Annotated in this window: 12 protein-coding genes; 1 reads left to right on the forward strand and 11 read right to left on the reverse strand. The window is 46.1% G+C overall.

Annotation, left to right across the window (positions count from 1 at the left end):
• Positions 1 to 122 precede the first annotated feature (122 nt).
• The 10 genes from AC5EF3_RS08325 to AC5EF3_RS08370 all read right to left on the reverse strand — a co-directional run bounded on the left by AC5EF3_RS08325 (position 123) and on the right by AC5EF3_RS08370 (position 11,097).
• Positions 123 to 2,915, reverse strand: a complete 2,793-nt coding sequence (locus tag AC5EF3_RS08325) for a beta-helix domain-containing protein (protein WP_493547704.1) — start codon at positions 2,913 to 2,915, stop codon at positions 123 to 125.
• Between the two features lie 302 nt (positions 2,916 to 3,217).
• Positions 3,218 to 3,778, reverse strand: a complete 561-nt coding sequence (locus AC5EF3_RS08330; protein ID WP_049763130.1) for a prepilin peptidase — start codon at positions 3,776 to 3,778, stop codon at positions 3,218 to 3,220.
• A 35-nt stretch (positions 3,779 to 3,813) separates the two neighbouring features.
• The gene (locus tag AC5EF3_RS08335) at positions 3,814 to 4,179 is read right to left on the reverse strand and encodes a HesB/IscA family protein (protein ID WP_493547705.1); all 366 of its coding nucleotides are present in this window, start codon (positions 4,177 to 4,179) and stop codon (positions 3,814 to 3,816) included.
• A gap of 29 nt (positions 4,180 to 4,208) precedes the next feature.
• The gene (locus tag AC5EF3_RS08340; RefSeq protein WP_015827287.1) at positions 4,209 to 4,598 is read right to left on the reverse strand and encodes an SUF system Fe-S cluster assembly protein; all 390 of its coding nucleotides are present in this window, start codon (positions 4,596 to 4,598) and stop codon (positions 4,209 to 4,211) included.
• A gap of 12 nt (positions 4,599 to 4,610) precedes the next feature.
• Complete coding sequence (locus AC5EF3_RS08345; protein ID WP_493547706.1) at positions 4,611 to 5,855, reverse strand: aminotransferase class V-fold PLP-dependent enzyme; 1,245 nt, start codon at positions 5,853 to 5,855, stop codon at positions 4,611 to 4,613.
• A complete protein-coding gene (gene sufD / locus AC5EF3_RS08350) occupies positions 5,834 to 7,060 on the reverse strand; it encodes a Fe-S cluster assembly protein SufD (protein WP_493547707.1) in 1,227 nt (408 codons plus the stop codon). The genes AC5EF3_RS08345 and sufD overlap by 22 nt, the downstream gene beginning before the upstream one ends.
• Positions 7,057 to 7,824, reverse strand: coding sequence for a Fe-S cluster assembly ATPase SufC (gene sufC, locus AC5EF3_RS08355; protein ID WP_493547708.1), 768 nt, complete (start codon positions 7,822 to 7,824; stop codon positions 7,057 to 7,059). The genes sufD and sufC overlap by 4 nt, the downstream gene beginning before the upstream one ends.
• A gap of 122 nt (positions 7,825 to 7,946) precedes the next feature.
• Positions 7,947 to 9,485, reverse strand: coding sequence for a Fe-S cluster assembly protein SufB (gene sufB / locus AC5EF3_RS08360; protein WP_493547709.1), 1,539 nt, complete (start codon positions 9,483 to 9,485; stop codon positions 7,947 to 7,949).
• Positions 9,485 to 10,642: a cysteine desulfurase family protein gene (locus AC5EF3_RS08365; protein ID WP_493547710.1), complete on the reverse strand. Its 1,158-nt coding sequence runs from the start codon at positions 10,640 to 10,642 to the stop codon at positions 9,485 to 9,487. The genes sufB and AC5EF3_RS08365 overlap by 1 nt, the downstream gene beginning before the upstream one ends.
• A gap of 11 nt (positions 10,643 to 10,653) precedes the next feature.
• A complete protein-coding gene (locus tag AC5EF3_RS08370; RefSeq protein WP_015827281.1) occupies positions 10,654 to 11,097 on the reverse strand; it encodes an Rrf2 family transcriptional regulator in 444 nt (147 codons plus the stop codon).
• Between the two features lie 161 nt (positions 11,098 to 11,258).
• Between AC5EF3_RS08370 and AC5EF3_RS08375 the strand changes: the two genes are divergently transcribed.
• Positions 11,259 to 11,969, forward strand: coding sequence for an alpha/beta hydrolase (locus AC5EF3_RS08375; protein WP_015827280.1), 711 nt, complete (start codon positions 11,259 to 11,261; stop codon positions 11,967 to 11,969).
• A 22-nt stretch (positions 11,970 to 11,991) separates the two neighbouring features.
• Here the strand turns inward: AC5EF3_RS08375 and AC5EF3_RS08380 are convergent.
• Positions 11,992 to 12,748, reverse strand: a 757-nt coding sequence (locus AC5EF3_RS08380; protein WP_493547711.1) for an anhydro-N-acetylmuramic acid kinase, incomplete at its 5' end; no start/stop codon positions are given.

Genomic DNA, 12,748 nt, shown 5'->3' on the forward strand with positions numbered 1-12,748 from the left:
TTAAAATTTCGAGCCCGATCCGATTATTCGCAGTATGAGCGACAGTCGCAGGCTAATTTAAGAAACGAAAAATTCCGGAGAAAGAAAAACGCCTCTCTCCGGAACAGTTTTCAATTAGGCTACTAACAAGGGTCGCTAGCTTCCAAACCGCATGACCAGCCTTTCCACCAGTTATCATCAGCGTCTTTAACAGCACCAATGTAAGTTGTGGCTTCTAGGTCAGCATCAACAGTCGATGGGTCCATCGCAGTTACTGCATTCTCAGCAGCACCATTCACAAAGATGTTGGACAATGTTGTAGATGCTTCTGAGTTGTTTGCATCAGCTGCAACAGCAGCAGCTGCAATACCAGTTTCAGAGTTTGCGGTGTCTAGTGAAGCCGTACAGTTAAACAATACTGATTGGAAACTTGGGTCAGCACTTGCTGAGTAAGATCCGTTGCCGTCACCAGCACTTGCTTCAAAGCGGAAACACTCTTCATTGTGGTTTACCACACCATTCATGTATTTACCGATTGTTCCAGTGTTCAAACGGAAAGCGTTTCCATTGTCACCAGTTGAACCAGATACGAATGTGAAGTTAGCAATTTTAGCATCAGAGAATGGTGCAACATATCCACCAGCACTTGAAGCTTCCACGATGTTATCACCACCATCATCACGCTGCACAACGATAGCGTACTGAATTGTACCGTTATAACCATTGTCAGTGTCGATTGAGTCGTCATCGTTACCAGTTAGAACAAGATGCTTAACGTTTACTTCACCACCGAAGAACTCAACACCATCATCTGAGTTGTTGTGAACTTGGATGTAATCAACAACAGTACCTGAACCAACACCACCGAATGTAATACCGTTCAACTCGTTACCAGAGGATATCTCGTTACCCGCGTGCTTTACAACAGTGTACATAATAGAACCACTACTATCTGTTGAAAGCGCTCCACCATAAATACCGTCTGGAGCTGTCACACCCTCTACAGCATTCACACAACTTGCTGTTCCTGGTGTTGTTACACCTGGACAATTGTTGATTGGCGCACGTCCAAGAATAACCAATCCACCCCATTCACCGATTGCATTTTCAGCATCGATTTGAGTGTCTCTTAGGTCTGCTTCTGATGTGAATATAACTGGGTTTGCTTGAGTTCCGTTTGAGTTCAATTTTGAACCACGGTTTACGACTAAATAATCTGCACCAGAGTTACCGAAAATTGTCACTCCAGATTCAATTGTCAGAACAACAGCATCACCATCAGTTGCAGTGCCATCAGCACCAACATCGACACCGACATCAACACGTCCATCCAACTCATAGATGTTACCACGTGTAAGGCGTGTGTCTTCATTCACAGTACCAGAAACACGACAGATATTCTTGCCATCAAAATCTTGGCCACTGTCTGTTGTACCTGTCGGACAAGACACATCACCAAATAGTCCAAACGTCCAACCAGTTGCCCAGTTGTCAGTCGCTGATTCAGTCGCACTAAATGCACCAACATAATCTGTTGTGATAAGGTTAGAGTTCACAGCGTTAGGATCAGCAGCTGTTACACCAGCCTCTGCTGTTCCTGGGAAGAAAACAGATGAAAGCGTGCTTGTTGTGATCGTGTTGTTTGCATCAGCTGCTACCGCTGCAGCGGCAGTGCCAGATTCTGAATTGGCTGTATCAAGTGAAGCAGCACAATCAAAAAGAACTGATTGAAAGCTTGGGTCATTTGCAACGGAGTATGCAGAAGTTGCGTCTTGACCAGCACTTGCTTCAAAGCGGAAACACTCTTCGTTGTGGTCAACAACACCGTTAATGTATGTACCAATTGTTCCAGTGTTCAAACGGAAAGCGTTTCCATTATCACCAGTCGAACCAGATACAAATGTAAAGTTAGCAATGGTAGCATCAGAGAATGGTGAAACATATCCACCAGCACTTGAAGCTTCTACGATGTTGTCACCACCCTCATCACGTTGAACAACCGCCGCAAACTGAATTGAACCAGCATAACCATTATCTGTATCGATGGAGTCATCATCGTTACCTGTCAGCACAAGGTGAGTAACATTCACATTACCACCGAAGAACTCAACACCATCATCAGAGTTGTTGTGAACTTGAATGTAGTCAACAGTTGTACCTGAACCCACACCGGCAAAAGTAATACCGTTCAACTCGTTGCCTGAAGCAAGCTCATTACCAGCAAAACGCACTTGAACGTATTTTAGAGTACCTGAGCTATCAGTTGTGTCGTTACCACCGTAAATCGCGTCAGGCGCAGTCACACCTTCAACAGCGTTTACACAACCAGCTGTCCCTGGAGCCACACTACCAGTACAGTTATTGATAGGTGCATCACCTAAAATAACCACACCACCCCACTCACCAGTGGCATTTACAGTATCGGTTTGCGAACCTTCAAGGTCAGCCTCTGAAGTAAACACGATTGGTTGAGTTTCTGAACCGATTGCTTCGATCTCAGATCCACGGTTTACAACCAGATAGTCTGCACCAGAAGCACCAAAAACAGTTACACCCGGCTCAATGATTAAGCGACCATAGTTTGCTGTTGGTGTCGCACCAGTTGTCACACCAGCATCTGTTCCAACGTTAACACGACCGTTCAACCGATACGCAATACCGTCAACTGCCGCCAAAGTAAGTGTACCATTGATTGTACCAGAAACTTCACAAACAGTCGTAGAATCAATTGGGTCTAGCGTGTTAAAGCCTGTTGGACAGGAAGCAGTTGCACCGTCACCTCCACCGCTTCCACCATCAGACCCACCACCTGTCGCAGGTGTTCCAGCGTCAGTCGCTCCTGGCGAAGTAATATTTGAACCTTGTGTACAAGCGAAAACTGCAAGACTAGCAGCACCGATTAGCAATGCGTGGCGAAAATTCTTAACCGAAGTCATATGGGTAAACCCCCTAACAGAGTGGCGTGAAGCAAAACTTTTGCTTTAAAGTGACAAACCGCCCCTACGGCTTAAACGTCACTAAAAAGGCTTCTGCGATATCGCACACCTATATGACAGTCATGTTACAGCTCTGCGTTTCTGGGCCGACTGCACCCAGACTAAACCACTAAATCTTCTAATTTCTTCTCCTCACCTATAATTGCTCTTAGAAAGCCATTTTACAGAAAACGGCATATACAATATAGTAACTCATTGATTTTTAATTTAATTTTATATCATCATGTAAAAATGCCTGATAATCACATTTTTATTGAAGGACCCAAAAGCCACACTACCCAGAAACCAAATGCCAAATGCGGACCGAATGCGATTCGAACATCACCGCGAATTTGCCTTTGCTTCAAACTTTTCAATCCCACCAAAACTAATCCTGAAACAGCCGCTATTAATAAGATATATGGCAATGCGACCCAGCCTGACCATGCACCTGCTGCGGCAAGCAATTTGGCGTCACCCATCCCCATTCCGGCCACGCCTTTACGCACTTTATGCAAATAGGACACGCCAACAATAAGACCATATCCAACCGCGCACCCAATGACATGGTGATGCAAATCCTCCAATTTAAAGACGCTTGCCCAAACCAGCCCCGCAATCAAAAGTGTGTATGTCAATAAATTGGGTAAGATATGGCGTTCGATATCTACAAAAGACATCCAAGACAGAAAGATAGCGATAAATATACTTGGATAAAAAAACTCAAGCGGCAGACAAACCAGCGCTGTCAGCATCGCAAACAATGCCACGCTAGCACACAATATATATCGAATATTAGATTTTAACTTCAGCCGCTCATCCATAAAGATATCCTTTAACGGACAAGTTTTAAGATTTGCTATTCAGCCACATCTTCAAATGGTGCGATAGTTACACTTTCACCACACCCACATGCATCGGTCTGGTTTGGGTTTCTAAAGACAAATTTGGAATGAAGTGGCGACACTTCATAATCAATCTGCGAGCCCAGCAAAAACAACACAGCTTTTGCATCCACAACGATCTCAACATCATTGTCAGCAACCCGCTCATCAAGAGGCTCAGGCGCTTGTGCATAATCCATGACATATTCCATGCCAGCACATCCGCCATTTTTGACGCCAACGCGCAAAAATCCTGCACCACGTTCTGACATAATCTCTTTGATGCGCTTTGCAGCAGCGTCTGAGAGTGTCACTATTTTGGGTCTGGGTCTTCTAGCCATGATACTTATATGTGCTTTGTGATTATCAATTACAACATGTTCAATTGAAGGCGTGCTTCATCTGACATGCGCGATGCATCCCATGGCGGATCAAACACAAGACTAACCTTACAAGTGTGAACACCATCAACCTTAAGAACAGCCTCTTCAACCCAGCCAGGCATCTCTCCAGCCACAGGGCATCCAGGCGCAGTCAATGTCATTTCCACGTCAGCATGACGATCATCATTCAAATCCACTTTGTAGATAAGCCCAAGCTCATACACATCAACAGGGATTTCAGGGTCATACACTTCTTTAATGCGCGCAATAATGCCATCAGTGATACGGTTTAATTCATCCTGAGGAATAGGTCCCTTAGATGCTGGCACTTCTGGCGCATCTGGTTCAATTACGTCGCGTTTTACATCGTCTGCCATATTCATCTCTATCTATGCCAACAACATGGCTCGCGCTTTATCCAGCGCTTCCACAAACATATCAGCTTCTTCTAGTGTATTATAGACCCCAACGCTTGCACGCGCCGTTGCACTTACCTTTAAATGGGACATTAAAGGCTGAGCGCAATGGTGACCGGCACGAATTGCCACACCATACCGGTCCAAAATCTGTGCCAAATCGTGCGGATGTGTTCCCTCAATTGAGAAAGTCAGCACCGGCCCTTTATCTTTGGACATCCCATATATCGTCAGACCATTTATACCGCGCACGCCTTCAGCCAAGCGTTCGTAAACAGCTTTTTTATAAGCTCTAGCTTCAGGCGTTACAAACTTTTGCATCCAAGCAACAGCCGCCCCAAACCCAACAGCTTCTAAAATAGCAGGTGTCCCAGCTTCAAAGCGATGAGGAGGTGTATTGTAGGTCACACTTTCGCGCGTGACCAAATCAATCATCTCGCCGCCGCCTTGATAAGGCTGCATATTGGCTAATATGTCCAACTTACCGTAAAGCGCACCAATACCCGTCGGGCCATACATTTTGTGCGCAGAACACACATAGAAATCAACATCCATTTCCTGAACATCAACATCCAAATGCACCGCCGCCTGACAGCCATCCAACAAGACTAATGCACCAGCTGAGTGCGCTTCCTTGATAATTGTTTTGACGTCAGGTACCGTACCCAGCACATTCGACATATGGGTCACAGCAACAAGGCGCGTTTTTTCCGATAATTGAGACCGAAAGCTCTCCATATCCAGAGAACCATCTTCTTCAATTTCAATCCATTTGATGACTGCACCAAAGCGTTCCCGCAAGAAATGCCAAGGCACGATGTTGGAATGATGCTCCATCACAGAGACGAGAATTTCATCGCCCGCTTTGATCGTCGCACCGATTCCAGAAGCAACAAGATTAATCGCTTCAGTGGCACCTTTGGTAAAGATGATCTCATCGACAGATTTTGCATTCAAATGTGAACGCACAAGCTCACGTGATTTTTCAAATGCATCCGTCGTTTCATTCGCAAGTGTGTGCAAACCACGATGAACATTTGAATAGGCCGTGCGTGCTTGATTAAACATTGCATCAAGCACGTAATCAGATTTCTGAGCTGAAGCTGCACTATCAAGATAAACTAGCGGCTTATTTCCTATCTTGCGTTCAAGAATAGGAAATTGCTCTCGAATGTTTTGAATATCAAATTCTGATTTTAAAGAGACTTCATCAGCCATTGGCGCGCCTCCTCTTCCAAAGTATCACGCAAACCATCATCGTTTATGTCTGCAAATGCTTCCGCGATGAAACTTTGCGTCAACATGGCTTTTGCTGTGATTAATGGAATACCGCGCTGACGCATATAGAAGAGGGCCTCTGCATCCAACGCGCCTGCAGTGTTACCATGCGCACACTGCACATCATCTGCATAAATCTCTAATTCAGGTTTGGCATTCACTTCCGCGCCATCTTCCAGCAGCAAGGTGTTGTGCGCCATTGATGCGTCAGTTTTCTGTGCATCGCGTGCAACGTAAAATTTGCCTTGATAAGCACCCTTGCCGCCTTTTTTAACTGCACCTTTCGTCACCTGACTTGTCACACAATGACCCGCCGAATGTCGCACAAAACTTGTAAAATCAGCGTGACGTTTATCATCAAGCAAATAAGCTGCATTCAAAATTGCTTCAGCATCAGGCTCACGATGAATGAGGCGCGTCTCTATCCGGCAAAGTTTGCTACCTGTTGCATAAGCTGTCTGATTGAATTTCGTACCTTCATACAAATGCACATTCGCCGAAACGATTTGAACAGCATCGACGCCAGCTGATTGATAGACAACACGATCTACTTTGGCACCTTTTTCAAGATTGTATTCCAAAACAACAGAAGAAAAACCGCCTTGGTTTAAATGCGTTTCAACAATGGTAGCAGAAGCACCCTCACGCAACAAAACCTCGACATGCGCGTAACAATCTTTTGCATCAGCCTCGACAATTATTCGCAACGGACTAGACAATTTTGCGCCGATTTCGATCGTCAAAACACTCGGACCACTGGCTAAAGCGGATGCAAGCGCTCCCATTGGCAATTCTTCAGCGGCCGCAAATGCAGGTGCATCAATATTCTCAGTCCAACGCACACCAGCGGGCCGTTTTGCAGGCGCTTCCAACCCATTACGAGTAAATCTAAATACAGGCGCATCTACATCCGCAAATACATCTTTGATCGACAGATCAACCGCCGCCTCAACTGGCTTTAGTGCAGCCCGCAGATCAGACCAGCGCCAACCTTCTACACGCCGATGCGGAAGACCTTTTTCAGCAAATGCCTCAAAAGCTCTTGTGCGACGTGCATCAGACTTTAACCCTTGAAAAGTTTCAATAAATCGACTTTCAGCTGGGCTTGGATTTTCAATCAATGTGGAAACAGCTTGCTCGCTCACGCACTCGCCTCCGCTAGTACGCCATCATAGCCTTCATCTTCAAGACGAAGCGCCAATTCAGGACCGCCTGTTTTGATGATCTTCCCATCTGCAAGAACATGTACTTTATCTGGTTTGATGTGATCAAGGAGGCGCTGATAGTGCGTAATCACAAGCATACCACGATCTGGCGCACGCAATGCGTTTACACCTTCAGACACAACACGCAGCGCATCAATGTCCAAACCAGAATCTGTTTCATCTAGAATCAAGAATTTAGGCTCAAGCATCATTGCTTGGAAAATTTCCAAACGCTTTTTCTCACCACCAGAAAAACCAACATTGAGCGGGCGCTTGAGCATATCAGCATCAATCTTCAATACTTTGGCGATCTCGCGGGCTTTGCGTAGAAAATCAGGCGCTGAGATTTTCTCTTCGCCGCGCATTTTACGTTGTGCATTCATAGCCGTACGCACAAATGTCATCACTGGCACACCTGGAATTTCAAGCGGGTATTGGAAAGACAGATATAAGCCTTTAGCTGCGCGCTCCTCCGGGTCCATCTCCAAAAGGTTTTCGCCGTTCAGCTCAGCTGTTCCAGACGTTGCTTCATAACCATCACGGCCAGTCAGCACATAAGACAGAGTCGATTTTCCCGCACCATTGGGCCCCATAATGGCGTGTACTTCACCTGCAGGCACATTAAGGCTTAGGCCTTTGATAATTTCCTTGCCTTCGCCGTCTTCTTTTTCAACGCGAGCGACGAGTTCATTTAGGGCTAGCACGAGATGTTACTCCAACAGTCTTTTAGTGTTCCATTTAGATGGGAACTGGTTTCTATTTCACAATACCCGACAGGGTTAGTATGTTATTTCGTCACAGGGTCAACTGGAAACAGCCTCAAGGTTTAACCAACGCTACCTTCGAGGCTGACTTCGAGAAGCTTCTGCGCTTCAACAGCAAATTCCATTGGCAATTTTTGAATCACGTCACGCACGAACCCATTGACGAGAAGCGCCACAGCTTCTTCTTCACCCAAGCCACGCTGACGACAGTAGAACAATTGATCTTCAGATAGGCGCGTTGTTGTGGCTTCATGCTCTAATTGAGCATCTGCACGTTTGTTTTCGATATAAGGCACGGTGTGCGCACCACATGTCTGACCGATCAGCAAACTATCACATTGCGTAAAGTTGCGAGACCCTTTTGCCTTACCGCCTACAGACACCAAACCACGATAAGTCGAGTTTGATTTACCAGCTGATACACCTTTGGAAATAATGCGCGACTTGGTGCGCTCACCAAGGTGGATCATCTTCGTCCCTGTATCGGCTTGTTGATGACCATTCGTGACAGCGATAGAATAAAACTCACCAACACTATCATCACCGCGCAAAATACAGCTTGGATATTTCCAAGTCACCGCAGAACCAGTTTCAACTTGTGTCCAAGAGATCTTAGATCGTTTTCCGCGACAATCACCGCGCTTGGTCACAAAGTTATAAACGCCGCCCTTGCCATCAGCATCACCAGGCCACCAGTTTTGAACGGTTGAGTATTTAATTTCAGCATCATCAAGCGCAACAAGTTCAACAACAGCCGCATGAAGCTGGTTCTCATCACGCATAGGTGCCGTACAGCCCTCTAGGTAGGATACATAAGCACCTTCATCTGCAATGATCAAAGTCCGCTCAAACTGCCCAGTTCCTTGTGCGTTCATACGGAAATAGGTCGATAATTCCATCGGGCAACGTACACCCTTAGGAATGTAAACAAATGTCCCATCAGAAAAGACCGCACAGTTTAGCGTCGCGAAAAAATTGTCAGACTGAGGCACAACCGTCCCAAGGTATTTTTTCACCAATTCAGGATATTCAACAATCGCTTCAGAAATCGACATGAAGATCACGCCAGCTTTTTTCAGCTCTTTTTGAAATGTCGTCACCACCGACACAGAATCAAACACAGCATCCACAGCAATACGTGGTTTCTCGCGTGCTTCAGCCGCAGATTCAGCAGCACCTTCCACACCCAGCAAAACTTCTGCTTCACGTAATGGAATACCTAGTTTTTTATACGTTTCTAAAATCTCTTCAGGCACATCATCAATAGATTCGTATTTTGCCTGCCCTTTAGGCGCTGCGTAATAATAGGCATCCTGATAATCAATCTTTGGATAATTCACCATTGCCCAGTCAGGCTCTTCCATGGTGAGCCAGCGCTCATATGCTTGCAAGCGCCATTCAAGCATCCATTCAGGTTCATTCTTCTTCGCAGAAATGAAGCGGACAGTTTCTTCACTTAGACCTTTAGGTGCAAATTCTTGTTCAATATCAGTGGTAAAACCAGCATTGTAATTATCTGATTCCAACGCACGCGCTGCATCAACTGTCGCCTGATCAACGCCATCTTTTACGATATCTTGTGCACGTGTGTCGTCAGCCATCAGGCAGTCTCCTTATTCGGGATATTCAAGTTTATCCCTTTTCGCTGCGCCGCTTGTAACCATGCGTCGCCAGCTTTATCAAAATCTGTATCTTGTGAGGCCCAACCAAAGCTGAGCCTGATTGCACCTTGTGAGAGTTCCTGCGCAACTCCCATTGATGCTAAAACATGTGATTGCTTCACCTTGCCAGATGAACATGCCGAACCCGATGACACAGCAACGCCAGCAAGGTCCATAGCCATCACTTGGGTCTCAGCTCGCAAACCTTCAACACTGAGGCAAGATGTATTTGCCAATCGTGGAACATTTTCAGCAAATACCGTCACATTTGCCACAGTTTTCAAGCGTTTTTCCAGTGTATCACGTTTTTCGGCTAATTCCTGAAATTTCTCTAAGTCTTGAAGTGAAACGTCTACCGCCGCCGCAAACCCTGCCGCACCGATAAGATTCTGCGTTCCTGAACGACGCCCTAATTCCTGACCGCCACCAAGTAATGTCGCTTTAAACGGTGCACCTGCACGCACATAAAAAGCGCCTATACCCGATGGTCCGCCAACCTTATGCCCCGACAAGGTCATATAATCTATTTCACCATCCAGCACAGAAACAGGCATTTTGCCGACACCTTGAACCGCATCGCAATGGATTAAACCATCAGCATCGTGAATTAGATTTGCAGCAGCTTCCACGGGCTGAATCGCGCCTGTTTCGTTATTTGCTAGCATCAAAGAAAGCAAAGGCTGTCGCCCTTCATGGGGCCAATTTTCTAGTAATTCTTTTAGCCACTCAAGATCTATCAATCCATCTGGCGTCACTTGCGCTTTTATTGCGTCTGGCAATTGTGCCAACACAGCATCATGCTCAAACCCGCAAACAATCGGCATTAATAACGGTTCTTGAAGACGAATACCATTGAGTATCGCGCCATTGGCTTCCGTGCCGCCACTCGTAAAGGTCAGGTCTTCGCGGCAAGCCCCAATAGCACCGGCGACCACTTCCCGTGCATTCTCAAGACATGCACGTGCAGCACGGCCTTGGCCATGCACGGATGAAGGATTTGCCCCTATGTCCATAGCTGCAATCATCGCGTCTTTAGCCTGCGGCCTTAAAGGTGCGGTTGCGTTATAATCGCAATATATGGCGTCAAACTTCGCCAAAACTTGAATTCCTATAATCTTTCCAAAACGCCGGACATGCCTTTAACATTACCCGACAAAACATCACTGATAGACACACCAGACAGAAATTGAATTATGTGAAGGCGAAGCTCACGCCAAAGGTCATGTGTGGCACATCTTTCCAACCGCCCGGTACATGGTTTCCCTCCCATTTCACCGCAACGTGTCGTTTGAATGGGTTCATCAACGGCGACGATAATCTGACTTACCATGGTTTTTGAGGCGTCATTTAACAACAAATAACCACCGCCCGGCCCACGTACACTTTTCACGATGTTTGCTTTTCTCAGTTTGGCAAACAATTGTTCCAGATATGAGAGTGAAATCTTCTGTCGTTCAGCGATATCGGAAAGAGAAACCGGACCGTCCATATCGTTTGACGCAAGATCCACCAACGCCATAACAGCGTACCGACCTCTAGAACCCAATTTCATTAAACTCTCCTGCAGACTATTTCAGGCTTAAATATATACCCGATGAAATTAGTCAAGTAATAGACCAATTTCAAACTAGAGTCAGAAAAACTTGTAATTTACCCACAGAATAGGGTATCGCCTGTTTTCTACATTTTATTGGTTTTAGAAGGATTCCGTTTATGCCAGAAGTCATTATCCCTGGTCCTGCCGGTCGCATTGAAGCCCGTTACGAAGAATCCGAGATCCCCGGCGCTCCTATTGCCCTTATCTTGCACCCTCACCCAAAAGCGGGAGGAACTATGCAAGACCCTGTAGTTATTACGCTTTATGAAATGTTCGCTAAGCGTGGATTTTCTACATTACGCTTCAATTTTCGCGGTGTTGGTCGCTCTCAGGGGTCTTTTGATGCTGGTCCAGCAGAGCTGTCTGATGCGGCATACATTCTTGACTACCTCGAATCAATAAATGACAGCGCCCGCGCTTGTTGGGTTTCGGGTTATTCATTTGGTGCGTATATTTGTTTACAACTTTTGATGCGCCGCCCTGAAATCGATGGTTTCATTGCGGTGTCACCACCAGCAAACCATTATGATCTCGCATTCCTTGCACCATGTCCTGCATCAGGAATAATCATAGCTGGCGATAAAGACGGTGTCGCAGCTCCTTCCGATATTGAGCGCTCACTCACAAAAGTGCGTGTTCAAAAAGGTGAAGAGATTGAACGCGCCATTGTTCCCGGCGCAAACCATTTTTATCAAGACAAACTTGAAGAGCTTGAAGCAACGGCAGCTGAATACCTCGACCGCCGTCTCGCCGCTGCAAACCCAAGTACACTCCCATCAATCGAAGAACTCGAAGACGAGATCGACGATTTTGATGAAGAAGAATAAAGCACAACTTTAAATTATAGACTTATCTCTTGCGGGTGGTTGCTATATGGCGGCCACCCGTAATTGGTTCTGGAGCACCTGTCGTTTCAGGAAAACTTATTGGCAGCCCCAACGCCGAGCGTGCCGCCAGAAAAGCGAATGCTTCTGCTTCTATCGCATCTCCTCGCCAGCCAATACTTGATGCATCAATTAGGGCATCGCCTAATTCATCTCGAAGATATTGCATAATGAGAGGATTGTGACGCCCACCTCCGGTTGCCACCACCATTTCCGGCTTTTTCGGCATACTCGACAAAGCCTGTAATACAGTCCGCGCGGAAAAGGCTGTGAGTGTCGCTGCACCATCCTCGAAGGACATATCAGATACCAATTTTTCAGCAGAAAAATCATATCTGTCGAGTGATTTGGGTGGCTTCGTCGAAAAATAGGGATGCTTTAGCCAGTCTTTAATTTTCTCTTCATGCACTTTTCCAGCTAAAGCAAATTTAGCATCAGCATCGAATGCGCCTTTTCCATGTTTTTCAATCCATTCATCAATTGGGCCATTTCCAGGCCCTGTATCAAAGGCAATGGGCGGCTGATCATGTGTTTGCCACGTAAAATTGGCGACTCCGCCAAGATTTAGCACAACACCTGTAAATTCATTTTGATTGCGTTTAGCAGCTTCCATATCCAAAAGCGCGGTGTGATAGATTGGCGCCAATGGCGCACCATGCCCTCCAGCCTCCATATCAGCTGTACGAAAATCATACACAACAGGAATGCCAAGCTCTTTAGCC

The organism is Hirschia sp. (assembly GCF_058892565.1).

Coding starts and splice junctions, on each gene's coding strand:
- AC5EF3_RS08325 (WP_493547704.1), bottom strand. CDS start 2,915: ATGACTTCGGTTAAGAATTTTCGCCACGCATTGCTAATCGGTGCTGCT.
- AC5EF3_RS08330 (WP_049763130.1), bottom strand. CDS start 3,778: ATGGATGAGCGGCTGAAGTTAAAATCTAATATTCGATATATATTGTGT.
- AC5EF3_RS08335 (WP_493547705.1), bottom strand. CDS start 4,179: ATGGCTAGAAGACCCAGACCCAAAATAGTGACACTCTCAGACGCTGCT.
- AC5EF3_RS08340 (WP_015827287.1), bottom strand. CDS start 4,598: ATGGCAGACGATGTAAAACGCGACGTAATTGAACCAGATGCGCCAGAA.
- AC5EF3_RS08345 (WP_493547706.1), bottom strand. CDS start 5,855: ATGGCTGATGAAGTCTCTTTAAAATCAGAATTTGATATTCAAAACATT.
- sufB (WP_493547709.1), bottom strand. CDS start 9,485: ATGGCTGACGACACACGTGCACAAGATATCGTAAAAGATGGCGTTGAT.
- AC5EF3_RS08370 (WP_015827281.1), bottom strand. CDS start 11,097: ATGAAATTGGGTTCTAGAGGTCGGTACGCTGTTATGGCGTTGGTGGAT.
- AC5EF3_RS08375 (WP_015827280.1), top strand. CDS start 11,259: ATGCCAGAAGTCATTATCCCTGGTCCTGCCGGTCGCATTGAAGCCCGT.